This window comes from Brevibacillus schisleri (genome assembly GCF_055685845.1).
On the sequence record NZ_JBVNDM010000001.1, the window covers coordinates 4183941 to 4208066 of the forward strand.

Annotated in this window: 30 protein-coding genes, 1 other RNA gene and 3 riboswitches; of the genes, 9 read left to right on the plus strand and 22 right to left on the minus strand. The window is 47.8% G+C overall.

Annotation, left to right across the window (positions count from 1 at the left end; all coding sequences use genetic code 11):
- Positions 1-59: 59 nt before the first annotated feature.
- Genes rpoZ through ACUUHJ_RS19695 form a run of 4 tightly spaced genes read right to left on the minus strand, consistent with a single transcriptional unit; the run spans position 60 to position 2080 of the window.
- Complete coding sequence (gene rpoZ / locus ACUUHJ_RS19680) at positions 60-266, minus strand: DNA-directed RNA polymerase subunit omega (RefSeq protein WP_106653312.1); 207 nt, start codon at positions 264-266, stop codon at positions 60-62.
- A gap of 4 nt (positions 267-270) precedes the next feature.
- Positions 271-891 (minus strand): guanylate kinase, encoded by a 621-nt coding sequence (gene gmk, locus ACUUHJ_RS19685; protein WP_289673567.1) that lies wholly within the window; start codon positions 889-891, stop codon positions 271-273.
- Between the two features lie 16 nt (positions 892-907).
- Complete coding sequence (remA, locus tag ACUUHJ_RS19690) at positions 908-1168, minus strand: extracellular matrix/biofilm regulator RemA (RefSeq protein WP_015891999.1); 261 nt, start codon at positions 1166-1168, stop codon at positions 908-910.
- Between the two features lie 24 nt (positions 1169-1192).
- Positions 1193-2080 carry a YicC/YloC family endoribonuclease gene (locus tag ACUUHJ_RS19695; RefSeq protein WP_472299685.1) on the minus strand — a complete coding sequence of 296 codons (888 nt, stop codon included), beginning with the start codon at positions 2078-2080 and terminating at the stop codon, positions 1193-1195.
- Positions 2081-2258: 178 nt separating this feature from the next.
- Between ACUUHJ_RS19695 and ACUUHJ_RS19700 the strand changes: the two genes are divergently transcribed.
- Genes ACUUHJ_RS19700 through ACUUHJ_RS19710 form a run of 3 tightly spaced genes read left to right on the plus strand, consistent with a single transcriptional unit; the run spans position 2259 to position 4858 of the window.
- Positions 2259-3998: an Rqc2 family fibronectin-binding protein gene (locus ACUUHJ_RS19700; RefSeq protein ID WP_289673569.1), complete on the plus strand. Its 1740-nt coding sequence runs from the start codon at positions 2259-2261 to the stop codon at positions 3996-3998.
- A gap of 36 nt (positions 3999-4034) precedes the next feature.
- Entirely contained in the window at positions 4035-4376 is a 342-nt protein-coding gene (locus ACUUHJ_RS19705; protein WP_015892002.1) for a DUF2512 family protein, read from the plus strand.
- A 32-nt stretch (positions 4377-4408) separates the two neighbouring features.
- Entirely contained in the window at positions 4409-4858 is a 450-nt protein-coding gene (locus tag ACUUHJ_RS19710) for a hypothetical protein (protein ID WP_472299686.1), read from the plus strand.
- Positions 4859-4947: 89 nt separating this feature from the next.
- On the opposite strand, the gene ssrS is transcribed toward ACUUHJ_RS19710, so the two are convergent.
- The 5 genes from ssrS to ACUUHJ_RS19735 form a co-directional block, all read right to left on the minus strand.
- Positions 4948-5138, minus strand: a non-coding RNA gene (gene ssrS / locus ACUUHJ_RS19715) — 6S RNA.
- 110 nt (positions 5139-5248) lie between these two features.
- Positions 5249-6019: an enoyl-CoA hydratase/isomerase family protein gene (locus ACUUHJ_RS19720; protein ID WP_289673571.1), complete on the minus strand. Its 771-nt coding sequence runs from the start codon at positions 6017-6019 to the stop codon at positions 5249-5251.
- Positions 6020-6037: 18 nt separating this feature from the next.
- Positions 6038-7213, minus strand: coding sequence for a CaiB/BaiF CoA transferase family protein (locus ACUUHJ_RS19725; protein ID WP_472299687.1), 1176 nt, complete (start codon positions 7211-7213; stop codon positions 6038-6040).
- Between the two features lie 130 nt (positions 7214-7343).
- Complete coding sequence (locus ACUUHJ_RS19730; RefSeq protein ID WP_015892006.1) at positions 7344-7694, minus strand: DUF4870 domain-containing protein; 351 nt, start codon at positions 7692-7694, stop codon at positions 7344-7346.
- Between the two features lie 96 nt (positions 7695-7790).
- The gene (locus ACUUHJ_RS19735; RefSeq protein ID WP_472299688.1) at positions 7791-8054 is read right to left on the minus strand and encodes a hypothetical protein; all 264 of its coding nucleotides are present in this window, start codon (positions 8052-8054) and stop codon (positions 7791-7793) included.
- Between the two features lie 280 nt (positions 8055-8334).
- Here ACUUHJ_RS19735 and ACUUHJ_RS19740 point away from each other — a divergent pair, with 280 nt between their 5' ends.
- Entirely contained in the window at positions 8335-8505 is a 171-nt protein-coding gene (locus tag ACUUHJ_RS19740) for a YjzC family protein (RefSeq protein ID WP_007728413.1), read from the plus strand.
- 49 nt (positions 8506-8554) lie between these two features.
- Here the strand turns inward: ACUUHJ_RS19740 and ACUUHJ_RS19745 are convergent, their stop codons facing one another.
- Complete coding sequence (locus ACUUHJ_RS19745; RefSeq protein ID WP_472299689.1) at positions 8555-8809, minus strand: hypothetical protein; 255 nt, start codon at positions 8807-8809, stop codon at positions 8555-8557.
- A gap of 91 nt (positions 8810-8900) precedes the next feature.
- Between ACUUHJ_RS19745 and ACUUHJ_RS19750 the strand changes: the two genes are divergently transcribed.
- Positions 8901-9434, plus strand: coding sequence for a DUF309 domain-containing protein (locus tag ACUUHJ_RS19750; protein WP_289673575.1), 534 nt, complete (start codon positions 8901-8903; stop codon positions 9432-9434).
- On the opposite strand, the gene ACUUHJ_RS19755 is transcribed toward ACUUHJ_RS19750, so the two are convergent.
- Both ACUUHJ_RS19755 and ACUUHJ_RS19760 read right to left on the minus strand, forming a co-directional pair.
- Positions 9431-9985 carry an RNA 2'-phosphotransferase gene (locus ACUUHJ_RS19755; protein ID WP_289673576.1) on the minus strand — a complete coding sequence of 185 codons (555 nt, stop codon included), beginning with the start codon at positions 9983-9985 and terminating at the stop codon, positions 9431-9433. The genes ACUUHJ_RS19750 and ACUUHJ_RS19755 overlap by 4 nt on opposite strands.
- An 18-nt stretch (positions 9986-10003) precedes the next feature.
- Positions 10004-10684, minus strand: coding sequence for a lysostaphin resistance A-like protein (locus ACUUHJ_RS19760; protein ID WP_472299690.1), 681 nt, complete (start codon positions 10682-10684; stop codon positions 10004-10006).
- A gap of 194 nt (positions 10685-10878) precedes the next feature.
- On the opposite strand from ACUUHJ_RS19760, the gene ACUUHJ_RS19765 reads away from it, so the two are divergent.
- The 3 genes from ACUUHJ_RS19765 (at position 10879) to ACUUHJ_RS19775 (ending at position 13822) form a co-directional block, all read left to right on the plus strand.
- Positions 10879-12078 carry an MFS transporter gene (locus ACUUHJ_RS19765; RefSeq protein ID WP_016742014.1) on the plus strand — a complete coding sequence of 400 codons (1200 nt, stop codon included), beginning with the start codon at positions 10879-10881 and terminating at the stop codon, positions 12076-12078.
- Between the two features lie 98 nt (positions 12079-12176).
- Positions 12177-12656, plus strand: coding sequence for a CcdC family protein (locus ACUUHJ_RS19770; protein ID WP_015892012.1), 480 nt, complete (start codon positions 12177-12179; stop codon positions 12654-12656).
- 185 nt (positions 12657-12841) lie between these two features.
- Positions 12842-13822, plus strand: coding sequence for an arsenic resistance protein (locus tag ACUUHJ_RS19775; protein WP_472299691.1), 981 nt, complete (start codon positions 12842-12844; stop codon positions 13820-13822).
- A 55-nt stretch (positions 13823-13877) separates the two neighbouring features.
- Here ACUUHJ_RS19775 and ACUUHJ_RS19780 read toward each other — a convergent pair whose 3' ends face one another.
- On the minus strand, positions 13878-14693 hold the full coding sequence (locus tag ACUUHJ_RS19780; protein ID WP_472299692.1) for a VOC family protein: 816 nt from the start codon (positions 14691-14693) through the stop codon (positions 13878-13880).
- A gap of 78 nt (positions 14694-14771) precedes the next feature.
- Between ACUUHJ_RS19780 and ACUUHJ_RS19785 the strand changes: the two genes are divergently transcribed.
- Entirely contained in the window at positions 14772-15941 is a 1170-nt protein-coding gene (locus ACUUHJ_RS19785; protein ID WP_472299693.1) for a CapA family protein, read from the plus strand.
- A 62-nt stretch (positions 15942-16003) separates the two neighbouring features.
- On the opposite strand, the gene ACUUHJ_RS19790 is transcribed toward ACUUHJ_RS19785, so the two are convergent.
- The 9 genes from ACUUHJ_RS19790 to ACUUHJ_RS19830 form a co-directional block, all read right to left on the minus strand.
- Positions 16004-17269 (minus strand): homoserine dehydrogenase, encoded by a 1266-nt coding sequence (locus ACUUHJ_RS19790; RefSeq protein ID WP_472299694.1) that lies wholly within the window; start codon positions 17267-17269, stop codon positions 16004-16006.
- Between the two features lie 86 nt (positions 17270-17355).
- Positions 17356-17467, minus strand: a riboswitch (SAM riboswitch).
- Between the two features lie 65 nt (positions 17468-17532).
- Positions 17533-17639: riboswitch (SAM riboswitch) on the minus strand.
- A 94-nt stretch (positions 17640-17733) separates the two neighbouring features.
- Positions 17734-17868 carry a hypothetical protein gene (locus tag ACUUHJ_RS19795; RefSeq protein ID WP_289673582.1) on the minus strand — a complete coding sequence of 45 codons (135 nt, stop codon included), beginning with the start codon at positions 17866-17868 and terminating at the stop codon, positions 17734-17736.
- Complete coding sequence (locus ACUUHJ_RS19800; RefSeq protein WP_472299695.1) at positions 17865-18005, minus strand: hypothetical protein; 141 nt, start codon at positions 18003-18005, stop codon at positions 17865-17867. Before ACUUHJ_RS19800 ends, ACUUHJ_RS19795 begins: the two co-directional genes overlap by 4 nt.
- A gap of 22 nt (positions 18006-18027) precedes the next feature.
- A riboswitch (cobalamin riboswitch) is annotated at positions 18028-18232 on the minus strand.
- 21 nt (positions 18233-18253) lie between these two features.
- A complete protein-coding gene (locus tag ACUUHJ_RS19805) occupies positions 18254-18781 on the minus strand; it encodes a DinB family protein (protein WP_472299696.1) in 528 nt (175 codons plus the stop codon).
- A gap of 17 nt (positions 18782-18798) precedes the next feature.
- Positions 18799-19440 (minus strand): cyclase family protein, encoded by a 642-nt coding sequence (locus ACUUHJ_RS19810; RefSeq protein WP_289673585.1) that lies wholly within the window; start codon positions 19438-19440, stop codon positions 18799-18801.
- A 21-nt stretch (positions 19441-19461) separates the two neighbouring features.
- Positions 19462-20451 (minus strand): Gfo/Idh/MocA family protein, encoded by a 990-nt coding sequence (locus ACUUHJ_RS19815; protein WP_289673586.1) that lies wholly within the window; start codon positions 20449-20451, stop codon positions 19462-19464.
- A 23-nt stretch (positions 20452-20474) separates the two neighbouring features.
- Positions 20475-21974, minus strand: coding sequence for a glucose-6-phosphate dehydrogenase (gene zwf, locus ACUUHJ_RS19820; protein ID WP_289673587.1), 1500 nt, complete (start codon positions 21972-21974; stop codon positions 20475-20477).
- Between the two features lie 96 nt (positions 21975-22070).
- On the minus strand, positions 22071-22691 hold the full coding sequence (kynB, locus tag ACUUHJ_RS19825; RefSeq protein WP_472299697.1) for an arylformamidase: 621 nt from the start codon (positions 22689-22691) through the stop codon (positions 22071-22073).
- A gap of 138 nt (positions 22692-22829) precedes the next feature.
- Positions 22830-24008, minus strand: a complete 1179-nt coding sequence (locus ACUUHJ_RS19830) for an ATP-binding protein (RefSeq protein WP_472299698.1) — start codon at positions 24006-24008, stop codon at positions 22830-22832.
- Positions 24009-24126 lie beyond the last annotated feature (118 nt).

The window sequence follows — 24126 nt, forward strand, 5'->3', positions numbered from 1 at the left end:
CTCCCCTATCCGAAATCCGAAAAAAACAACCTCGTGAGGTTGTTTTTAAAGGTGACTGCTTATTTGCGACCGTCCAAAAACTCGTGAACGAGCTCGTCGGAGATGAACTCCTCCAGTGCCAAACCTACAAACTTTTTGGATTTTGGTCTCACGACTTGAATTTCGCTATTTTCGCGAAGCTGACGCGCACGCTTGGATGCGACTGTCACGAGGATGTACTTGCTCTCCGCTTTTTGGGTCAATTCGTCAATAGATGGATACAACATAATTCTATTCAACCTCCTGTAACCATTTGCGATATTTGTGAACCTGACGATCTTTTTTCAGATGCTCCGCTGTAATAATCGCTCGGATTCGATCGCACGCCGATTCGATGACGTCATTGACGACTACATAATCGTAGTGGTCCATGAGCTCGATTTCAGCACGCGCCACTTCCATGCGTTTGCGAATGATCTCTTGTGATTCTGTCCCGCGTCCCACGATCCGGTTTTCCAGTTCGTTTAAATCAGGCGGAGCCAGGAACAAGAATGTACCTTGCGGGAAGCTCTCTTTTACTTGAAGAGCACCCTGGACTTCAATCTCAAGAATGACATCACGCCCCTCATTGAGCATATCGTCCACGAACTGACGAGGGGTTCCGTAGTAATTCCCCACGTATTCTGCCCATTCCAGGAGAGCATCTTCTTCAATCATCCGCTTGAACTCTTCCTGGCTTTTAAAAAAGTAATTAACTCCTTCTACCTCTCCAGGACGCGGCTGGCGTGTGGTAGCGGAAACAGAATACACCAGATCAGGCATCACTTCACGAAGTGCCTTGCATACTGTTCCTTTTCCCACACCAGCTGGTCCAGAAAGAACCAAAAGGAGACCACGATCAACCATGCTCATTGTTTACACTCCTACTTTATTCGTCCGATTCGTCATCCTTCGTAGTCAAGCGCTGTGCCACGGTTTCTGGCTGTACCGCTGACAAAATCACGTGATCGCTGTCAGTAATAATGACCGCACGTGTACGTCTCCCATAGGTAGCGTCCACTAGCATGTTGCGATCGCGCGCTTCCTGGATGATCCGTTTGATAGGAGCGGACTCCGGACTTACAATTGAAATAATGCGGTTGGCATTGACGATGTTGCCAAAACCGATATTGATTAGCTTGATTGCCATGACGGCCCAGCCCATCCTTTCATGCTACTCGACATTCTGTATTTGCTCCCGCATCTTCTCCAGTTCTGTCTTGATCTCGACAGCCAAATGCTGTATGCGCAAATGATTCGCTTTGGAAGCAATCGTATTGGCTTCCCGATTCATTTCTTGGAGCAGAAAATCCAGTTTTCGACCAATTGCTTCTTCTTTGCCTAATTGATTGGCAAACTGTTGGCAATGACTATCTAAACGGGTCAACTCTTCACTAATATCACTTTTATCAGCGAAAAAGGCAACCTCTTGTGCTACACGAGCAGGGTCCAATTCATAAGGCGTCAAACCGGCCCACTCACTTACGCGTTGCTCGAGTCGGCCCTTATAATCTTCCTTACAAAGTGGGGCCAACTGGGAGATTTCCCGCGTCCATGTGTTGACGGTAGTCAGGCGACTGGCTAGATCAGCGTGCAACAGTTTACCCTCGGTCTCTTTCATCGAAATGAGATCCATGGCCGCGCCCCTGACTAGGTCTTGGAGCCACTCTGCCAGCTCCTCCACATTGTCGTCCTCTGACTCTTTGGTATGTATCACGCCAGGAAAGTGTAGCAGATCCTTGACAGTTAAAGGCGTCTCTAGCGCAAAACGCTGAGTCATCTCGCGGGAAATGGAGACTAGCTGTTCAGCTACATCCCAGTCAATGTCCATAACCGTAGCAGAAGAATTTTTCCCTTCCACTGAGACAGTGACATCGACACGCCCTCTTCTGACGTACTGTGCGACCAGCTTACGAATCGAATCCTCAAGCATATTCCATGCTTTGGGCAGGCGCACGACAATCTCAGAAAAGCGGTGATTCACTGCACGTATCTCGACTGTTGCTCGAATGGAGCCTTTGCTATCTTCTTTTCTACCGTAACCAGTCATGCTTCGAATCACAAGTTTTCACTTCCATAGACGCAAAATCGTTAATTTATTATAGGAGACAACTCTTGGCAGTGTCAACCGAAGCACCCCCACCACGATGAGATTCCTCCTTGCTCTGACTTATGCTACACTGTGACTGGCAGCTCTCTATCTATTATTCTAGCCATTTTTTTGATCTGAGGTGACTTTTGTGGCATTTGATGGCGTAGTAACCCGCTCTGTTGCGCGGGAATTACATAAACTGGTAGGAGGACGCATCTCGAAAATCCACCAGCCCCACCATAGCGATATTATTATGCAAGTACGGACTCAAGGAGAAACGGTAAAGTTCCTCCTGTCTGCAAACCCGACCTATCCCCGCTTGCACATCACGACAGAAGAATTCACGAATCCGCTGGAAGCTCCGATGTTTTGCATGCTATTGCGCAAGCATTGTGAGGGCGGCGTAATTGAATCCGTTCAGCAAATCGGGATGGAGCGAATTATTCACATTGACGTACGCACTCGGGATGAGCTGGGTGACACGGCTGTCCGTCGCATTATTGTAGAGATCATGGGCAAGCACAGTAACATCATCCTCATCGATCCTGCATCCGGAATGATTTTGGATAGCGCCATGCATGTGACGCTCGCCATTAGCCAGTACAGACAAGTTACCCCTGGCAGACCTTTTGTCTCTCCTCCGAGCCAAGATAAACGCGACCCTCTCACTGTAACCGAGCAAGCGTTTATTTCTTCCCTCGACTGGAACGGCGGTCGTTTGGACAAGCAAATTGTAGATGGCTATACCGGGATCAGTCCCTTATTGGCAAAAGAAATTTTGCACAGAGCCGGCCTCGCGAATCGTGAATCACTGTGGGCTGCCTTTTCACAGGTGATGAAGGCAATCAACGATCATGCGTATGTGCCATCCATTGTAGAGGCAAACGGCAAAGCGTATTTTCACGTCGTCGAGCTGACACATCTCTCAAATGGAGTTACCACCCCCTATCCTTCCGTCCAAGAATGCTTGCAGGCATTTTACGAAGGAAAAGCGCTTCGTGACACTGTCAAACAACGTGCGCACGATTTGATTCGCTTTGTCACTGTTGAGCGCAATAAAAATGAAAAGAAAATCGAGAAGCTCGAGCAAACGCTGAAAGATGCGCATGAAGCAGATCAGTTTCGCCTGTACGGTGAATTGATCACCGCCAATATGCACCAAATGAAGCGAGGGGATCGCGAGCTCGTCACAGTCAACTGGTATGACGAAGCGGGAGGTACCATCACCATTCCGCTCGACCCATTAAAGACCCCGTCGGAAAATTTGCAGTCGTATTACAAACGGTATAACAAGGCCAAAAACAGCCTTTCCATCGTGAGTGAGCAGATTGAGCAAGCGCAGGCTGAGCTCTTGTATTTGGACGGCGTATTGGTCCAACTGGAACATGCCACCTTAAAAGATGCCGAAGAAATTCGCGAGGAGCTCGTTGAGCAAGGCTACATGCGCGATCGTAAAAAACGTGGTCCGCGCAAGAAAAAAGATACCCGACCAGAGCTGGATACGTACCTTTCTTCGGATGGCATTGAAATTTTGGTCGGCAAAAACAATAAACAAAATGAATACCTGACCAACAAGCTCGCATCGTCGCAAGAAACATGGCTGCACACCAAGGATATTCCTGGATCCCATGTGGTCATTCGCGCTCGGGAATTTTCGGATGAGACGTTGCTTGAAGCAGCGAATCTGGCGGCTTTCTTCAGTCGCGCCAAAGAAGGAAGTCAAATTCCCGTAGATTACACGCTCGTGAAGCATGTAAAAAAACCGAGCGGGGCCAAGCCGGGCTATGTGATCTACGAGCAGCAACGAACGCTGTATGTGACACCGGATGAAGCACTGATCCGCCGTTTAAAATCAAACACCTCTTCTACGAATAGTGCGACTACCTAAGTTCATACTAAGGGCATGAAAGGTGGTGTTCGCTCTTTGAACATCGTTCTCAAGCTCTTGTTTAACGGAATCATTGCCATTCCAGGGCTTTGGTGGTCAGGGACGTCCCTTATGTTTGCCGTGCTCGCAAGCGTGATTGTCAGTTTACTGGGTTATGTACTGGATTTGACAATCCTCCCTCGTACGAATAATACGTTTGCAAGCACCGCTGATTTCTTGTTCGTGTATGCTTCCTTGTGGCTTGGCTGTTACTTGTTTGGCCAGACCATATCCTTATCAGGTTTGTTGTTGACGACATTTGCCATTACGGTGGTCGAATACTTTTTCCATGGTTACCTGCAACGGCACGGCGTCCACCATTCCAAACATCCGGGCTGAAGCATCATTTCTATTTTGGAAGGAGGATCAGGATGAACGTTATTGGCATCATCCAGACCGATCTGAACGAATTCAACGTGCTGTTTGAGCAGCAAGGTGGACAAGGTGGAAACGGACAAGGACAGCAATCACACGACGGCGGACAAAACCATCAACAAGACCAAGACAGCGACTCGATGTTTCTCAGCTTTCTCGATGAACAACCGAGTTCAAATGAACACAGCGGGCAAGGGAACAGTCAAGGCGGTGGCCAAGGCGGACAACAGCAAAATGGCCCGCAAGAACTGACCGTCCGCATTAAAGGAATTCCTGAGGGACAAAAAGCGAATTTCCTGCAAATGTATCAAATTCTTCAAGATGCCCAAGACTCCCAAACCCTTGAAAAGGACCTGACCATTGTCGATCATGGGGATCAAGATCAAGGCGCCCAAAAACAAGGGCAGAGCCACGGCTCGGGCAAGCAAAACAAAACCACTCATTAGTTTGAAGACAAAAAACAAAAACCACCTGGAAGCAGATTCCAAGTGGTTTTTGTTTTTGCTATCGGTCATTCATTGCATTCATAAACGGCCAAGTCCCCGCTCTGCCGTTGACCTCATGTTTCTATAACCTGCGCTCACACAGGTGGGCGACCCTTCTGCACTTCAGCCTTCCCATGCATCCAAAAAGGAGGTGGGCCTGACATCCATCACAGTTTCCGTCTCCCGAAAAACACGTATAAGGTTAGAAACATTTACGGCCTATCGTACATCGCAGGATCTTGATATCCCTACTTTAACACAGAATGGCCCTTTGCTCAACGGATAAAGTTCCCTTTGGACTTTTCAATCTAATCAATCCCGTGAGCTAAGCATTTCCCTGCCAAAAAATCGCTACGTCCGCTTTACCTTCGCTTGTACAAGCGTCTGAAATTCAGGATGTGCGATCAGGGATGGCTGCTGCTGCTTTTCCCAGGCCAGGGCATATTCTAGGTCGTGTATCTGGCAGCGTCCCAACCCTTCTTTGGTTACGGCATACGCTTGTTTCGGCAGGCGACGTACCGCAGTAACCAATTTTTCCAGCTCACTTTCGACTTGACTGGCTTCAACGGCTCGATAGATCAAGCCGATTTCCTCCGCCTTTTTCCCTGTAATCCTTTCTCCCAGCAGTGCGAGCCGCTTCGCCCACGCCGTACCAACAAGCCTCGGCAAAAGGTATGTCCCGCCAAAATCCGTTGTCAGACCGATCTGGACAAAAGGCTCCTGCAACAGAGCATCTTCCGTCGCAATGACAAAATCAGCATGCAACGCAAGATTGAGTCCCGCTCCGACAGCTACTCCTTCGATGACTGCAATCACAGGCTTTGGCATTTGATGCAAGTTGGTGATGAAATCATTAATGATCGTCAATGATTGATCAGCATCACTCTTATCCGTCAGCGCAGTCAACACGCCCAAATCCGCACCGGAGCAAAAGTTCCCTCCTGCTCCCCGCAACAGAAGCACATCGACCTCCTCATCTGCTGAAGCTTTTGCAATCGCGTCCTGCAAAAGGGAAAACATTTCAACCGTCATTGCATTAAGGACGTGTGGCCTGTTTAGCGTCATCGTGCAGATTCCATCCGCTTTTGATACGATCAATTGTGTTTGATGATCTTGTTCCATCCTTTTTCTCACCCTTTCCTATGAAGAAGCGACAGGAATAACCCCCTGCCTTTGCAGCCGGCTCAAATCCTCTTCTGTCAGGTTCAGCTTGCGCTTGAGCAGCTCGTGCGTGTAATCGGTGTGCCACGGGGGTGACAACCTCTCCGCCCTACAGCGATGCGCGAAACTCCGCTCTTGATTGGGCGACTTCTTTTCCAAATAAGGAAGCGTATACGCTATCTCCCTGTTCGCAACGTACGGATTGTCTGCCCAGTTTTCCCAATCTTCAACGGCGGTCAGACAGCAATCCACCTCACTGCCCAGCTCGCTCCACTCGGCTTGGGTTCTTGACAGAAACAGTGCTTTCATATCGTCAAACATCTCTGGATGCAAAGCAACGCTAGCCCGGTGGCATAGCTCCCAGTCTGCTCTTCCTACCGCGCGGCAAAAATTGAGCCAGAACTTCTCTTCCAACGCAGCAAGTGCAACAAACTGACCGTCTGCTGTCTCATAGACCTGATACGCCAGCAAACTCTCTCTCCCGGTCTCCCGTCCAATGGAGGAGCTGTATGACATAAACAGTGCGTGCAGCCCTGTCCAAGAACTAAACAAGTCAGCCGACGAAACATCCAAATAAGCTCCCCGGCCTGTCCGCGCACGTTGCACAAGCGCCGCGCATATTTGTTCACTGGCATACAGCCCGAGCGCGTAATCAGAAAGCGGAATATCTGCAACGACAGGCTTGCCTTCCAGATCGCGAACCAGTGAGAGAAATCCGCTTACTGCCTGGACATTCAAGTCATACCCCCCTATTTGGTATAGCTCGCCGCTTTGGCCATAGCCCGTCACAGAGCAATAAATGACCGCAGGGTGCATCTCCCACAGGTGGTCGTAATCAAGTCCCAAATGTCGCATCACACCCGGTCGATAGCTTTCCACCACGACATCAGCCTGTCTGGCCAGAGCAAACGCGAGCGCTTTTCCCTCATTCGTCCGCAAATTCAAGGAAATACTTTTATGATTGCGATGTGAACGCAGGTAAAACGCTCCCGTCTCTCTAGCTTCCGAATGAGAAGGTCTGGTTAACGGTGAGTGGGCTTTGTCGTGAAACGGTTCCACCTCAATGACCTCTGCCCCCAAATCAGCCAGGCGCATCGTACAAAGCGGCCCTGGAAGATGGCGAGAAAAATCAACTATTGTCACTCCCGTCAACATGATTTGACTCCCCCTTCACCGACTACACTCACTTGTATTTCGAGATGAACGACTGTTCACCCTCTTTTTAATGGAAAATTCAAACAAATATAAAAAGCCGTCCCACGAGGAACGACTTTCCCAAGAACGGTTATTTGATAAACCGGAGAGTGAGCGGGTAACGGAATTCTTTTCCTTCATTCGCTTTCACCGCAGCGATGATCACGAAGATCGCCCAAAAAATAAAAAGGGCTCCCAATAATAGTGCACCGATAAAAATGATGATCAATAAACTTGAAATGGCGGCATAAATCATTACCGAGATGCTAAAATTCAGGGCCTCTTTTCCATGCTGATAAAAAAAGGCTCCCTCTTCACGCTTGATCAACCATACGATTAAAGGTCCTAATACATTGCCGAACGGAACGACAAAACCAAGGAAGGCAGATAGATGTACGATCATCGCCCACATTCGTTCCTCTTTCCCATTCAGGAATTGCATATCCATACCTCCCTTAACCCTTTTCCACTATTGTACGACAAATTGCTCGAAACTTGCGAAAAAACGAAAAAAGCGCCACTCCGGCGCCTTTCTCTATTAATACTTGCTCTCGTTACTTCCGCCGTGACTTCCACCGTAACCGCCGCCGTATCCGCCACCATAAGAGGAGCCGTAACCATCGAAGCCATCGTAACCGCCGCCAAAGTGTTCAAAACCACCAAAGTGACCGTGTCCACAACTACGACCGTATGGCTTACAATGGGTTCTGTAGTGTGGCTTGTAGAAGCAATGCTTTCTGTACACTTTCTTTTCGCAGCATTTAAAGCATCTGCGACGAGATCTTCTGCATCCGCAACTCATTAACCTCACTCCTTCCTTTTCGTTACATCTACAAGGTATGTAGGTGATGACATATCGGCATGGACAGAAGTCTAGATTCTAGTCAAAATCAGCGGATGTCTCGTAGGCTATTTTGCAGTAGGAGTGGTCAAACGTTGATTGGATCGCTGTTTTTCCGAGCAAGACAGAGGACCAGACGAAGCGAGAATTCAAAACTTATCGTCAATAAAAGGAGGGCATTAAGCCTGTATACCGGGTCATACTAATGCAGATGACAAATCCTTAGGAAGAAGGTGCCTTCGTGGGAGAACACAGCCGTTTTCGTGAAGGAGAAAAGTCTCCGAAAAATGCCGTATACATGGAGATTGGTGAGTCCGGTGCAAGTGTGCAGGACCCGATGATCATCGAGCTTTCTAGAGGGGAAAAGTTCCCTGCTACACGAAATAAAAATCGCGTATGGACGCAAAAGTAAGAAATGCAAAAAACCAACCTGGCACCATGCACAAGGTTGGTTCTCTTTTTTACGAAATGTCGTCGTCTTCGTCGTCGTTTTCATCCTCTTCGTCTTCTTCATCGCCGCTTACGTAAATAATGGTGACACCCAAGCTCTCCAATAACGAAAGGACTTCTTTGTTCAACTCCTGATCCATGAGTAATCCTAGGCTTTCCACAAGCTCGAGCTCTTCCAGCTCGCCCTGTTCAGCATCCTCGATTAGTTCTATGATTTCGGTCATTCGCTTTTTTTCCAATACGGCTACGAGTTCATCTCTTGTCATAAATCGTTTTACACCTCATTTTCTACTCTCTATGCTTTATAATAGTACATAAACGATCCATTGAAAACCAAGCAGTGAGGTGAAGATCACCATGTATCCGCAACCGTATCTGGATTATTTGATCCAGTTTCATGTAGAACGCGATTATTTTGAGTGCCATGAGATTCTCGAGGAATATTGGAAAAGCGCTCCTCCCGATGAGCGTCAGCCTGTGTGGGTTGGTTTGATTCAAATCTCCGTCGCTCTTTATCATCAGAGACGCGGGAATCAGGCAGGTGCAATCAAGATGCTCACGAGCGCCATTTCCCTTGTCAAAAAGCATCATCTAGACATCCAAAAGCTTGGGTTGGATAGTGAAAGTCTGGCGAGCCTGCTTGAAGAGCGTCTGACAGAAATGCAAAATGGTCAGCCCTATCGAAGCATATCCCTGCCCATGTCCGATGCTTTGAAACAGGCGTATCAAGAGGCTTGTACGATGCAAAATCACCCTGAGCATCGGGATAGCGATATGCAAGACGCCTACTTGCTGAATAAGCATACCTTGAGGGATCGCAGCGAAGTTATGGCAGAACGCCAGCACCAGCTACAAATGCGCGAAGCACGTCGGAACAACGAGTCAAACTAATCAGCGTACAGCTGTAGACAACTGGCTGGGACAGCATCGCTCAAGCAATAGTGCTCACCCACTCGGTAAAAGCAAATGCCGGCTTCATGGGCTTCCTTTGCATTCACAGTGACGAGGTGCAATGTGTCTGTCGGCTCTCCAATATGCTCTGGTCTATCCGCAAGCTGCACATACTCACTGGCGATCGGCAACAGGCCGCCAGTGAGTACTTGTTTCAATAACTTTCGATGTGTCCCGTAATAGAGAACATCAGGTGGCACGATCTCCATTAGCCTGCTTTTTGCAATCGAGGGCAAAAAGCCGTAGGTAACTCGAATGAGTGATCCTCCGTCCCATTCGATACTCCGCTCCGGATCGAATTCCACGACTTGTTGAAGATCTTGCCTGGTTATGTATGCGCACCCTTTCAGTGTATGAAGATATTCCAGCAACGGCTCAACCGGGGTATACCCATACGTGTCATAGTAGAGTTGAAATGCTTCACTGTTTTGCCGAAGTATGCTAAGCAATCGCTTGCGAAGCCTCGTTTCTTCATGTATCGCCAGCATCATTTTCTCCCTCCTATCCGGTCAATAAATCCAGAGAACCACAGCTAGTGCGAGACCCAAATCCGCGAGTAAATGACTAATCCAGTTTGGATAAATCGAAGGAAACATTTCTTTCAGCCATCCCCATATCAGCCCTACACCAAAAACCAACGACGTAATGAACAAGCCGTTTCGCAAACCAAATAGGACCGTAGAGATAATCAGGTGATACAAGGAATAAAAAAAGCCAGAAAGAAAAATGGATAGGAAGCGGGATAAGGATGCACGAAACCGCTGCAATACGAAGCCTCGCCAGAACAATTCTTCCAGCAGCGAGTTAATGAAAATAAGATAGACGGAAAAAACCCAAATCCAGCGGCGCTTAATCCCCCATGCTTCCATGCCTGCTCGAACGGCTTCAGGTCTTCCCGGCTCCTGCAAGAGCAACCAAAGTCCAGCCAGCACTCCTGTCAACATCAGAACGCCAAGTGCCAGTCCGTATAAAGTACCCTGCCATTCAAAACTTCCCCACGCGGACTGCCATTGCTTGCGCAAATCTCCTTCCCACCATCCGTGAATGACGGGTATACAGATGCATACGAGCACATGAAAAGAAAAGAACGTGATAATGACACTATGCTTTTCCACCAGTCCGTAAAAGATCGTGAGTGTCGCAGCAAACCCATACACGATCAACAGTAGCAACGTTCGTTTTCGCGCCATTTACGAATATCTCCTTTTGGGCGTAATGGCCGCAGCATTGCGTTAGTTTGTCCGTTATGAATACGAAGAATACCCACATAGACAATAAATATACAAGCGTTTGCATGAATGCTATACTAGAGAAATCGCTTTTTCTCAAAGGAAAGGATCGGTTCAAATTTTTACCTATCTAACGAATGTTTGGAGTGGCTCTCATGTTATGGCGTAATCGTACCTTTCTGCTTTTAATGAGCGGAGAGATCGTCGCGGGAGCGGGCATGTGGATTTCGATTATTGCCAATCTTTCGTTCATGCAGAAACTTGTTCCTTCTGATACGGTGAAGGGCTTGATTCTGATGTGTGGATTGGTGGTCAGCATTCTCCTCGCCCCAAAAGCGGGTGTGGTGATTGACATGTACGACAAAGGCAAGATCATGCTGTTTGCCAGCCTGATCCGGACACTTAGCCCAGTCTTCATGTTCCCAGCTCTTGCAAACGATTCTCTTCTGTGGATGATCGTATCTTTGATTGTGATGCAATGCTCTGCTGCTTTTTATTTTCCGACCGTGCAGGCTTCCTTGCCAGCTATCCTTTCTCAGGACGAGTTACTCAAGGCGAACAGCGCATATTTGAATATCTCTACGCTCTCGCGCATTGGCGGAACAGCAATCGGCGGTATACTCGTTGCGTCCATGGACCTGTCCATGCTGTATGTATTCTCTATCATCGCGTATGCAGTACTCGCTGTGGTCACGCTCTTTCTCCGCATTCCTCCAGTCACTTCTCGGAAGATTCAGGAAAAAGTGGAGTTTCGCGAAGTACTGACGATCTCGCGACAAGACCCGGCTTTGTTTGTCGGATTGATTAATAATGGGTTGATCACCTTGTTCCTTGGCGGTGTGAACCTGATGATCTTGAACTTTAGTGAGCTGCAACAGGAACCTCAGCTCATGGGATGGATCTATGCGGCAGAAGGAATCAGCATTTTGATTGGGGGGCTCTTGGCAAAACGTTGGATAGGTCACAGAAATCTCGTGGCAGCTTCCACCATCATGCTCTTTTTCTTCGCGCTGTCCCAGTTTGGCATGTCATTCGCCGATAACAAATTCATGGTCCTTGCTTCCTTCTCCGTGTTCGGCTTTGTCGTTGCTTTCTTCTTCCCGGTTACCGCAACAATTTTCCAGAAGCGCCTGCCACCACATCAGCAAGGGCGGTTCTTTTCTTTCAAAAGCATGCTAGATCGTGGATTCTTCTTGTTGGCTCTCGCGATTACAGGAGTTGGGCTGGATCTTCTCGGTATTAGCGGCTACCTCCTCTTCATCGGCTCGATAACACTGCTCTTTGGATTGTTAACATTTCTTTACAGTAAAAAGCATAAGCTGGATGTTCGCTCTCATGATGAAGCCGCTGCCTAGTAATGGAATGGAACGTACCATGACAAACGCTTTCCTATCGACCATGCTTTGGTGTACACTAGTGAATGTACGTTGAACACGAATGGAGGCGTTTTTCCATGCAGATCCTTTCCTCTCCCGTTTTGGGAATCCTGCTGCCTCTCGTGATGGCTATTGCAGTGATCTTTTTGAGAATGCGTCGGCAAAAAAAGCCGGCTTCTGCAAAAAGCATTATTTTGCCACCATTCTTTATGGCGACAGGGTTTGCGATGTTCTTGTTCCCGGAGGCGCAATTACCGCCCAAATTCGATATTGCAGCCTTTGTGGTTGGGGTAATCTTTTCGATTCCTTTGATTATGACGTCACGTTTCGAAATCATTGGGCAAGATGTGTATTTGAAACGGTCCCGTGCGTTTTTCTTCATTTTGTCCGGTCTGTTGGTCATCCGGCTGATTATTAAACTGTTGATCAATGATAGCTTTACACCGATTCAAACAGGTGGACTGTTCTTCTTGCTCGCATTCGGTATGCTCGTGCCTTGGCGTATCGCGATGCTGGTGATGTACCGGAATTTAACCAAAAAGACGTTTGGTACCTAGTAAAAAAACCACCTCCATTTCGAGGTGGTTTTTGGTTTGCTCCCTGCCCCGGAGCGTAAAAACGGGACAACGTCGCTATGACGAACGACTACTTAAACGCATCCAACTTGAGGAGAAGAAAAAACAGCTTCACTCGATGATACAGATATTAGACAGAGGACTGTTAGGAAGGGGAAGTACAGGAAGTGATTTCAAGAGAAGAATTGGAAAAGAATCAAGTATGGCTCTATGCTTTCGTACTACTTATTGCTGCTGGAATAGGCTTGTTATGGCCAGAATCCAGTGCGAGCTTAGATAGCATGATTTCGCTGATACTTGCCATCTTACTGTATGGGATGTTTGCCCAAATACCGTTTTTTCGTTTAAAAGAGGCACTATCGAATCGAAAGTTCATTTATGCACTGCTTGTTACGAATTACATAGCTGTACCTATCCTTGTTTGGGGGTTGGCCCAGTTTCTTCCAAACGATCCAGCAATGTTATTAGGTGTATTTCTCGTTTTGCTTACTCCTTGCATTGACTATGTTATCGTCTTTACACAACTTGGGAGAGGGAACGAAAAGCTTGTTCTGGTTTCAACCCCTATACTCTTTGTTACCCAAATGCTTTTATTACCTATTTATCTAGGGCTTTTTATGGGCAAGACATCGGCAGAAATTGTGAGTGTCGGACCGTTTTTCGAAGCATTTTTTGGTCTTATTGTCGCTCCACTGGTACTTGCTCTCCTTACTCAATGGTGGTCTAGACGCCAACCATACGGAGAACGTTTTCTTGATGCTACAGCATGGCTTCCTGTGCCTTTTATGGCACTAACCCTTTTTATTGTTGTTGCATCTCAAATCTCTAAACTATATACCTCTTTTCATTTTATTAGCCTAGTGATCCCCGTTTATGTAGCCTATATGGCCATAGCACCGATTCTTGCACGTATCATTTCTCGTATATTCCGTTTAGATACTGGAGCAGGGCGGGCTCTTATCTTTAGTGCAGGAACCCGAAACTCTCTTGTCGTTCTTCCTTTTGCACTGGCGCTACCTGAACCTCTAAACGGGGTAGTGTCTGCTGTAATCGTAACGCAAACCATTGTAGAGCTGATTGGGGAACTTTTATATATTCGTCTTGTTCCACATGTACTTTTACGAGAGACGAAGGGAAATGCTGATTAAACTATCTACCAGGGGTGGTGTCAACTTCATTGGTATCACCCCCGGTTCTAAATAACTATTCCAGCTCTGCTAGAAAGTAAGATCCTCCACCAATCTTATACTTACTATTCGTCCCTCCTCCTGCCAACCTCGCAAAAAACGGTCTTTGCCCGCGTTTTTTCCATGCAGTCTGCGCCATTCCCTCCTCAATCGGTTGGCAAAGTACTACATTTCCACCCGGAAGTTCAAATGCTTGGCAGATGGCCCCCAATTCTTTATCGTGGAATACTTCGCTCTTCTCCCACCCAAACCAGCTTTGCCAACGTGCTGTTGCTTCTTCCAGATCCGTCACGGCATACCCTACAGACTTGAAATCGGCAGCACCGTTCGGATGTGCGCCAATGATGCCGCGATTAGTCAAATCTTCTCTTCTCTCTGCATCCGTTTGCGACCATTCAATGAGAAAGGGCGGAAGAAGAGTACTATCTGCATCTTCAAGGAACAACATCCTCCATCGAAGCGTCGTGCCATCATCACGCGTACGACTTCCCGCAACAGGTCCAGTAACCTGCAAGCCTTGGCTTCGCAAGCGCTCTGCCCACGCATCCATCTCGTTGGTCCGAAGGGCAATCTGTCCAAATCCTTCTCCCTTTGCCTCATCCTCGATGCATTGACGTATGAGCGGATTCTCTGATTGTCGAGCAAGCTCTTGGTGTTCAACCGCCAAAAACTCAACATAGGAAAGCCCGAAATAACTAAGGCTATTCCATGTCCCCCAAGACGCATGACGCCCTCCAGCTACCGCATGAAAACCCGCTTGGCAAAATTGCTCCGCTGCTTCCTGAGGAGTCCGATGTACAAAATGAACCAAATGATCAAAAGTTAATCGCACCTTTTTTCTCCCCTTTTTCGTATTACTTATAGGATATCAAAATTCATTTATGTAAGGATAGAAAGACAAGGGGGAAAAATGAACGAGAACAGATCAAGCCGGATACATGCTCGGCGCAAACGCTCACGCAGAAAATGGGCACGTGTGGGAAAAAGCACGCTCCTCTTTAGCGTGTTGGTCATCTTCGTCGTTGGAACCTACTACTTATTCCAAACTGCCATAGATGGAGAACATGCCAACCCGAACACGCAGCCTGCTCCTGATAATACCGCGAACCAAAAGTCTTCCGTGCAGCTCACCTTTGTCGGTGACATCATGATGTCAGGAAACGTTGAGAAAACCTTACTTGCAAACAGCTATGACTACCCATACAAACATGTAAGCTCGCTCTTTTTGCAAGATGATATCACCATTGCCAATTTGGAGACGCCGATCACCGACACAGGTGTTGCTGCTCAAAACAAGGAGTATGTTTACAAGTCATCGCCACTTGCTGTTCCTGCCATGAAAAACGCTGGGATTGATGTGGTGAATCTGGCCAATAACCACTCCATGGACCAAGGCGTTCCGGGATTGCTGGATACCTTTGAAGCTTTGGACGAAAACCGAATAGAATACGTCGGTGCCGGTAAGGATGCAAACCGCGCCTATTCACCTGTTTTCCTAGAAAAGAACGGCATCAAGATCGCGATTCTTGGCTTCAGCAGGGTCATTCCCGAAACGAGCTGGTTTGCAGGGAATTCCCAGCCGGGTATGGCCGCTTCCTATGATCCTACACTGGCAGTGAAAGCGATCCAGGATGCGAACAGCCAAGCGGATCTCGTGGTGGTGATTGCACACTGGGGCAAAGAACGCTCCGATTATCCTGTCGATCATCAAAAGGAGCTGTCTCGTGCCTACATCGATGCTGGTGCAGATTTGATTGTCGGCGGTCATCCCCACGTACTGCAAGGCTTTGAACGATACAACGACAAATGGATTGCGTACAGTCTTGGCAATTTCGTTTTCACACGTTCAAACGAACCCAAGACTTGGGAAACAATGGTCCTGCTAGCAAACTGCTCCAAAAGTGGTGATTGTGAGCTAACGATGCTTCCATTTCATGCAGAATTGGGACAAGCTGTACCCATGAATGAAAGCAACGGCGCTGCCCTGTTAAAACGCATTGAATCCATTTCTGAGCAAGTCGACATACAAAGTGACGGGTGTGTGCAGCCACGTGCAAAGGCGGTGGAGACTGCCCCCTGATAAAAGAAGCCGTGTTTCCAGATTCCTAGAAATACGGCATTTCTTCTTATGGTTCCTCTTACTTACGCAGATTCAAGAATAGGGAAGCAGCGCACTTCTAAGCCAAAATCATTTTTCAATAAGGACTCATGCTGTTCACTGATTCCCGTCACGACCAACCCTGCGCGCAAGACGCCTCCCAAATCGAATTGGACTTTTAGTTTATGCACGTTCACCCCGGCCTGCTGAAGGAAATGCAAGACACGATCTGGCGTCGCAGTATGACATGAGCCCTCCAGATAACATAGGACGTGTTCTGCCGAGTCCACCGTGCATCCAGCTTTGTCAGCCGTTTTTTCTTTCCAGGTAGGATGCGGTGTGAATGGCTGTGTCAATAAATAGGCCAAATCCTCCACGACTGCACTTGCTGTAGGGAGCTCTCCTGCCCCTCTTCCTGTAAACAACAAGTCTCCTACGATATTGCCGGATAGCTGGACCGCATTAAACGCATCGTGGATTTGCGCCAACGGATGGCTCAACGGAAGCATGGTTGGTTCAACAGATAGGCGAATGCCTTTTTCGGCTTGATAAGCCTGCGCGATCAGCTTGATCCGGTACCCTAAGTCGCTTGCAATCCGAATATGACCTGCTGACAAATCCGCAATACCTTTGCGAACAACATCCGCTAAAGGCAGTGATTCTCCATAAACAAGCTGTGCCAGGATATACAATTTGTACATAGCATCAAAGCCTTCTACATCCGAACGAGGGTCTGCTTCTGCATAGCCCAGCTCCTGTGCTTGCTTGAGTACCTCCTGGTAGGAGAGCTGCTCTGCTTCCATTTTCGTCAAAATGAAGTTCGTTGTTCCGTTGAGAATACCGCGAACGCCTTGGATATCGTTCGTACGTAGAAACTGCCGGAGCACACTCAAGATCGGGATACCCCCAGCCACACTCGCTTCATAGGCAAGATGCACTTGATGCTGATTTGCCAAATCGACTAGCTCTGTTCCTTTTTTCGCCAGTAGCTCTTTGTTGGCGGTTACCACATGGCAGCCCTTTTCGATCAAAGCACGTACGTAGTCATAGGTAGGTTCTACACCGCCCATGACCTCCACCACGATATCCACATCGCTTCTCAATACATCCTCAAAATCTGTCGTCAGTAAAGCCGGGTCGACATGAACCGCACGCTCTTTTTCCGAGTCACGCACCAATGCCTTGACGATCTCAATTCGTTTTCCCAGACGAGAAGCCAGCTTCTCTTGTTGTGAACGGATCGTTTTGATTACGCCCCTACCCACTGTCCCCAATCCCAATAATCCCACGCGTACTACTTCTGCACTCATCCTGACCACCCCATACCCCGAATTTTAGATAAAAAGAAAAGCCATCTTCGATAAGAAGAAGGCTTGATAGCAGCGAATGCTCCCCCTCCTTATCTCCCAGGACGTATATGTCCTGCAGGAATTGGCACCTTGTCACAAAATATGCGTGACGGTTGCCGGGCTTCATCGGGCCAGTCCCTCCACCTCTCTGGATAAAGAAAATATGAAATTAAAAAAACCTTCTTCGCTAAGAAGAAGGTTCATCTACTAATGGAGTAACCCGCTTCTTATCTTTCGAGACAAAACGTCTCGCAGGAATTGGCACCTTGTTGCAATATGCAACGGTTGCCGGGCTTCATCGGGCCAGACCCTCCACCTCTCTGGATAAGAACCATTTATGCTGTTGAGCTTTATTCTAAGAAATTCCAAGGCAAGCGTCAACAAAATTCTTTCTTTTCTGATTGCAAGCTAATTTGGCAAGGATTTCAGTTGTGGGTGAACAGGCTCTCTACCTCTTCCAAACTGCAGCAAGCACAATGAAACACGCCCTCCTGGCATTCCTCAGACTGCTCTTTTTCCTCAACATATCCGCACCATTGGCAAATAAAAAGTTGGATCATTGCTCGCCCTCCTCTTCTATTATTCTGCCCAAAATAAAAAGAGCATTTTCCTCACGACCGTGACGATCGTTAGAAAATGCCAGAAAAGGAGGGGCATACTTGTCCACTCGCTGTTTTTCGCAAGCCATCTCTAACACCTCCCTATCTCCCGTAGGTCTATCAGTGTTGTCGAAACAGGCAGGTCTCCTGACTATGAGTTCATCGCCTAGCGTCGCCTTCCCCGTCTATTTTGATAGACCAGTGGCTTGTTGGACGCTGACTCCCTCTTACAGTGGCGGGACCGTGTCGGATTTGCACCGAGCTTCCCTATTATCCTTGTGGCGAATTGGTTACGCTCTAAGGAACCTGTTTCCACCTATGAAATTGTCTATTCTCACTACTACCTTCAGATTTTACCTTCCCCCAAATACCGCTCTTTCAAAATGCGAGTGTGATGAGCTTCATGTCCAGCAATCACATACGCCAACGTCCTTGCAGATAGCTTGTTTCCGTTGGCAAGTCCTGTACGCAACCACGCTTCTGGAGAAATTCCTCGCACCTGCGCGATGGTGGCAGCACGGACAGCCTTATACTCTTCCAGTAAATCAGACAGGTCTCTTAGCTGAAAACACCAGTGTTCAACAAAAGCATTCTCATCAAAACCGACGAGGGGTGTCTGATCTCCTCTCGCAATTCTCAGCAAGCGATAGCTCATGATGCGTTCTGTATCGATGAGATGACCCAACACCTCTTTAACCGTCCATTTGCCTGGCGCATACCGATAATCAATTTGCTCGGGCACAAGGGACGAAAAGAACGCGACTTGCCTCTCTCCTTGCTGCGTGAGGATCGTTTGGAGCTCCCCCTCCGGTACAAGACCAATGTAATCGTCAAAATAAGCAGCGTATTCATCGCGCTCTGGTCGTCTGAGCATATGTTTCTCACTCCTCGTCATTCAGTTTCAATAGACAAATTACTATGTAAACCTTCAAACAATAGGACCCTTGCCGGGGCTGCATCCGTGCCGACCAGCTTGAGTGGTGCAGCTACCAGAAAATACTCGCCTGGCGGGACCTCTGCTAGCCGCAAGCCTTCCACGACAATGACTCCCGCTGCAAACAATTTTTTATGTGTGGGGTGACCTTCCTGGCTGCGTTCGATTCCAAGTGCATCGGTACCAATGCCACGCACCCCTAGCTCACTTACATATTCCGCACCTTCTTCAGACAGAAAGACAAATTCAAAGGAGAACGCCTCTTCAAAAGAGTTTTTCGTTTTAAACAGGACAAAATCTCCTTGGGCAAGATCGAAGCTCTCCAAGTCAGCGCGAGTGATCCTGTCCTCGACCGCTGTGAGATCGAGAACCTTGCAAGGGCCCACTAGCTTCTCCAAGGAAACACTCTCAAATGTATCACCAGCATTCACCATGTGCAGGGGAGCATCCACATGAGTACCCGTGTGGAGGTCCATGTCGATTCTCGATTCTGTTACATAACCGTTGGTAGCGGTACGTATTTTCGGCTGCTTTTCCGGCTTGTTTTTATACACCGTCATTCCTTCGTACACGGTGGCGGTTACATCATACATTTTCATCCCTAACGCCCTCCCTTTTGCCTACTGTTTTTTTCGATCCGCTGGAAAAACAATCCCCATCTGCCTTCTCGCTTCATCCATGACCTGCATGGCCATTTTGGAAACTTCATGCGAATTCGTTGCAGATTGTCTGGCCCCGATCTTCGCCAAGTGTAGGAATTCTCTTATTTCATAATGCATGGTCTTCGGGGTCTGCGGCCTTGCTACTCGCTCGGTTCGTCCGTCCCTGTAACGAATGTCCACTTCTTTGAGATGGTTGATTCGATCGATCACCATCGTAGCGTCCTCCCCTTGAATTTCTGCTGGCTGATAGGAGGTCGTAATTTTCGAGAAGCTAATAATGGCATCCATTTCTCGATACTTCAACAGCATACTACCTTCTCCATCCACTCCAGAATCAAGCACAATTCCTTCTGCTTTGATCTCGTCTGGTCTGCCAAAAAGGATGAGTAGCGGATAAAGACAATAGATACCGATGTCCATCAAGGCTCCGTTTGAGAAAGCAGGATCAAAAGCACGTAAAACCTTCCCTTCGCGGTAGGCGTCATAGCGCGAAGAATATTGGCAATTGCTAGCAATAAAACGTCGTACTTTTCCCAGCTTGTGCAGGTTGTCTTGTATCGCATAAAAATTCGGCAATAGTGTAGATTTGACAGCCTCCATGAGCAGCACGTCATTTCTTTTCGCTGCCTCGATCATTTCTTCTACCTCAATCGCATTAGAAGCCAGTGGTTTTTCACACAATACGTGCAGCCCCGCATCCATGCACTGGATCGCTTGTTCCGCGTGGCAGGAGTTGGGGCTTGCAATATAGACTGCGTCCATATTTTTGCTTGTAGCCATTTCTTCTAGGCTGTTATAGGCGAATGGAGCATGGTACTTGTCAGCGATTTCCTTGGCGCGTTCGATGGTACGTGAATAAACAGCCTGAAGAGAAAATCCTTCTACTTCTTGACCTGCCTGGATAAATTCCTCGGTGATCCAGTTCGTTCCGATTACGCCAAATCGCATCTCATCCGCTCCCTTTTCTTTTTCTATCTCGTTGCAGTGACTGGCAGTCGTTCTTCGACCTTATCCAGCCACCACACGAATCCGTCTGCTGCAAGCAATTGCTCTGCGGCCTTTGGTCCGAATGAGCCGGCTTCGTACGTAAAGAGCGGGACCAGATTTTCAGCAAAGGCTTCCAAAATCGGTGTCACCCACTCCCACGACAGCCTGACCTCATCCCAATGCGCAAAGTAAGTGGAATCCCCCCGGAGTGCATCGAACAAAAGCAGCTCGTACGCTTCTGGCACGTCTCTTGTCCCTGAACTGAAATCTACCGTCACCGGCTCAATCTTACCGCTATTTGTCGGATTCTTACTATTTACCTGCAAAGCAATACCTTCGTTCGGATTCACACTGATGATCAACAAATTTGGCGATGTCGTTTCATTTTGCTCTTGATATAGCTTTTCGTGCGGATTTTTGAACTCAATGACGATCCTGGTTGATTTCTCTTGTAGTCTTTTTCCCGTGCGAATATAAAAAGGTACCCCTTCCCAAAACGGGTCATCAATCCAGACACGCGTGGCAATATACGTTTCTGTCATGGAAACGGGATCGACACCAGGCTCGTCCCTGTAGCCAGCTACAGTGGTTCCTTGAATATGTCCTGCGCTATACTGACCCCGAATCACGTGGGTCCCGACCTCTTCTTTCTTCATCGGACGCACGGCTGCCATCACCTTGCGTTTTTCTTCGCGGATATGAGCAGATGTGATTCGCTTTGGAAGCTGCATGGCGATAATCATCAGCATTTGCAGCATGTGATTTTGGAGCATGTCTCGCAGTGCTCCTGCTGGCTCGTAATATCCAGCCCGATCCTCGACGCCAACCGTTTCATTCGCCGTAATTTGTACGTTGGCGATGTATTGATTGTTCCAGAGAGCCTGAAAGACTGGGTTCGCAAATTCGAGAGCCTCGAGGTTTTGCACCATCGGTTTTCCCAAGTAATGGTCAATACGATATATTTCTTCTTCCGAAAATGCTTTCCCCAGCCTTTCATTCAATTCTTTCGCGGATTGCAAATCATGCCCAAACGGTTTTTCAATGATCAGACGCTTCCAGCCTGTCGTTGAACCCAGTCCGCTTTCTTTGACATTGGTTGCAATTCCCTCGAAAAATTGCGGGGCCACTGACAAGTAAAACATCCGGTTTTGCGGAATCTGCAGCTCTTGCTCTCTTTGCAGGACCAGATCATGTAACGTTACATAAGCACGCGGTTCCATGACATCTACTTCCGCATAGCGACAAGCAGATAAGAAAGCATCTAGCTCCCTGGAATCAATCTGGGCGCGACGGGAAAATTCACGGACAGACTGGCGAACAGATTCCTGAAATTCGTCATCAGACCAGGCCCTTCTCCCCACACCAATAATCGAAAAGGCAGCAGGCAACTTTTGATCTACATATAAGGTAAAGAGTGCAGGGAAAATTTTGCGTTTGGCTAAATCTCCTGTCGCACCAAAAAGGACAAAGGTCATCGCTTCCATCTACTTTTCATTCCCTTCACACGTACGCCGTGATGATGGTTTTTGTGGTTACCCTTTTATTATTCGAGAAAATCACTGCTTTATCAATATGCAGCGTTACGAACGTCGCAAGATTGCACGTACCGGACTTCCATCTGCTTCTACTAAAGCTAGCGGCAGTGCGCTCAATTCATAATCACCCGGTTCTACATGATCGAGGAGAAGCCCCTCCAAAATATGAATATCATGCTGGTGAAACCCATGATGAGCAGCCAGTTCCTTGCTGTCCAACGGATCGACAGATGGGACATCCACTCCGATCAGCCGAATGCCCTTTTTGGCAAAGAACGCTGGCAAGTCCGCTCGCAGATGACAGATGGTTGACGGGAATTGATTAGGATCGCTCCATGATAATGTTTTGAGCAGCAAGCGTTCCACACCCTCCAGATCAACCTGGGCAAAATCTTCTGGACCAATGCTGGAGTGTCCAGTAAGCTCTACCACTCTTGCCTCTCCGATGTACAAGTCTAGAGGTAATTCAGCTATTTTTCGGCCATCATCATCGAAGTGAAATGGAGCATCCACATGAGTACCTGTGTGAATACTCATGGTTACTTTGCCGACATTGACTGAACCACTCTCCGCTTTGGGCCAGTTTACGACATAGTGAAAGGGAGTGTCCCCCGGCCAGGTCGGCATACCTGCCATGAACGGACGGGATATATCTATTATTTTCATCGCGTAACCTCCACCTTCCAGCAACTGTTCAAGCCTATACTCAGCGTACAAAAAAGACTGTATTGAGTCAATATTCTAACATTTGTACCAAAAAAAAAGACTGCAGCTTGATAGCGTGCCGACAGTCTTTCGTTGATTTCAGATTCTACTGTGAAGAGACAGGTAGTCCCACACTTCATGATAAATTCCGTTATCATCCACTTGTTTCAAATGTTCTTTCAAAGTCCTCAACCACTCAATAGTTGTTGGATACGTAGCTGCAATGGCCTCCCGTAGATCGCTCATTTGCATGGGTCGGTCGACCCCTTTTGTTACGACATCATGCCATACCTGCTCCGTCGCGAGCTCCACTACATACTCGATGTCTGCCCCCGAATAAAACTCCGTCCATCCTGCTAATTGCTCATAATTTAGCATCTCAGTGGGACGGCCCTCCAGTTTTAGGCGAAAAATATCCTCCCGTGCTTGCCGATCTGGCGGTCCGACAAAAATCCAGTGATCAAAGCCGGCCGCTCGGAGCATGGATGGCTCCAATTCCCACGGGACGTTGGTTGCGCCCATCAGGACGAATCGTTCGTTGTACTCGCCTACCTCCGCTATCTGCTGAAGCCATTTGGAATCGAGCCCCTGTCTAGGATAGGAGTTCGCATGCTCTTCGTACTGGCTGGAAGCCTCCAGTTCATCTAAAAAAAACAGAAACGGTTTATTGGCAGGGGCTGTTGCCAATAAGTCATGGATGTTGAACTGCCTGTTCGACGGCGTATACATACTTCGACCGCCTGTGTTCGCCATGGAGAAAAACTGAGCCTGGCATTCTTCTGCGGTTGCTTTTGCCAGTAAAGATTTTCCGCACCCCGATGGTCCGTAAAGTAAAATGGTACTTTTCTTTTGAGGCAACCGTTGCGAAATAGGCTGTAGGAGTCTTTGAAAGATTGCCTCTTTTACTCGTCCAAGACCGCCGACCATTCCAAAGCCCGCCGTTTTCTCAACAAGTAGAACCGATTTCGTAGTGGTCTTCCCTTTGCCCCCTTCAATGACGCGTATCTTAGGTGAAAACATCGTAGTGTATGTAGAGGAATCCTTCTGATTGATCCCTTTTAACGTCCGCGAATAGTGGGGTTCTTTTTGTAGCTTGTTGAGCTCGATCACAATTTTTTCCTTCATCGCTTCATTACCATAGGCAAGGGCCTGCGTAAATGCCTGTAAAGCCTCCGTACGATCCCCCTGCTCAGCATGCTCTAACCCTAACAACAGCCATACTGGTGCATTGCGTTGATCGCTCGTCAACATGCTTTTCAGTATTTCTATCTTCGTCATCTGCTTCATCCTCTGCGATCGTTCTGCTTCAAGCGATCGTTTAGTATCACGGACATATCCATTATAATGCATACGTCTCGCAAGAAGAATACGAAAAGTAGGAAAAGATGGAAGAAGC

Coding starts and splice junctions, on each gene's coding strand:
- rpoZ (WP_106653312.1), bottom strand. CDS start 266: ATGTTGTATCCATCTATTGACGAATTGACCCAAAAAGCGGAGAGCAAG.
- gmk (WP_289673567.1), bottom strand. CDS start 891: ATGAGCATGGTTGATCGTGGTCTCCTTTTGGTTCTTTCTGGACCAGCT.
- remA (WP_015891999.1), bottom strand. CDS start 1,168: ATGGCAATCAAGCTAATCAATATCGGTTTTGGCAACATCGTCAATGCC.
- ACUUHJ_RS19710 (WP_472299686.1), top strand. CDS start 4,409: ATGAACGTTATTGGCATCATCCAGACCGATCTGAACGAATTCAACGTG.
- ACUUHJ_RS19720 (WP_289673571.1), bottom strand. CDS start 6,019: ATGGAACAAGATCATCAAACACAATTGATCGTATCAAAAGCGGATGGA.
- ACUUHJ_RS19725 (WP_472299687.1), bottom strand. CDS start 7,213: ATGTTGACGGGAGTGACAATAGTTGATTTTTCTCGCCATCTTCCAGGG.
- ACUUHJ_RS19730 (WP_015892006.1), bottom strand. CDS start 7,694: ATGCAATTCCTGAATGGGAAAGAGGAACGAATGTGGGCGATGATCGTA.
- ACUUHJ_RS19735 (WP_472299688.1), bottom strand. CDS start 8,054: ATGAGTTGCGGATGCAGAAGATCTCGTCGCAGATGCTTTAAATGCTGC.
- ACUUHJ_RS19745 (WP_472299689.1), bottom strand. CDS start 8,809: ATGACAAGAGATGAACTCGTAGCCGTATTGGAAAAAAAGCGAATGACC.
- ACUUHJ_RS19750 (WP_289673575.1), top strand. CDS start 8,901: ATGTATCCGCAACCGTATCTGGATTATTTGATCCAGTTTCATGTAGAA.
- ACUUHJ_RS19755 (WP_289673576.1), bottom strand. CDS start 9,985: ATGATGCTGGCGATACATGAAGAAACGAGGCTTCGCAAGCGATTGCTT.
- ACUUHJ_RS19760 (WP_472299690.1), bottom strand. CDS start 10,684: ATGGCGCGAAAACGAACGTTGCTACTGTTGATCGTGTATGGGTTTGCT.
- ACUUHJ_RS19765 (WP_016742014.1), top strand. CDS start 10,879: ATGTTATGGCGTAATCGTACCTTTCTGCTTTTAATGAGCGGAGAGATC.
- ACUUHJ_RS19770 (WP_015892012.1), top strand. CDS start 12,177: ATGCAGATCCTTTCCTCTCCCGTTTTGGGAATCCTGCTGCCTCTCGTG.
- ACUUHJ_RS19785 (WP_472299693.1), top strand. CDS start 14,772: ATGAACGAGAACAGATCAAGCCGGATACATGCTCGGCGCAAACGCTCA.
- ACUUHJ_RS19790 (WP_472299694.1), bottom strand. CDS start 17,269: ATGAGTGCAGAAGTAGTACGCGTGGGATTATTGGGATTGGGGACAGTG.
- ACUUHJ_RS19795 (WP_289673582.1), bottom strand. CDS start 17,868: ATGATCCAACTTTTTATTTGCCAATGGTGCGGATATGTTGAGGAAAAA.
- ACUUHJ_RS19805 (WP_472299696.1), bottom strand. CDS start 18,781: ATGCTCAGACGACCAGAGCGCGATGAATACGCTGCTTATTTTGACGAT.
- ACUUHJ_RS19810 (WP_289673585.1), bottom strand. CDS start 19,440: ATGAAAATGTATGATGTAACCGCCACCGTGTACGAAGGAATGACGGTG.
- ACUUHJ_RS19815 (WP_289673586.1), bottom strand. CDS start 20,451: ATGCGATTTGGCGTAATCGGAACGAACTGGATCACCGAGGAATTTATC.
- zwf (WP_289673587.1), bottom strand. CDS start 21,974: ATGGAAGCGATGACCTTTGTCCTTTTTGGTGCGACAGGAGATTTAGCC.
- kynB (WP_472299697.1), bottom strand. CDS start 22,691: ATGAAAATAATAGATATATCCCGTCCGTTCATGGCAGGTATGCCGACC.
- ACUUHJ_RS19830 (WP_472299698.1), bottom strand. CDS start 24,008: ATGACGAAGATAGAAATACTGAAAAGCATGTTGACGAGCGATCAACGC.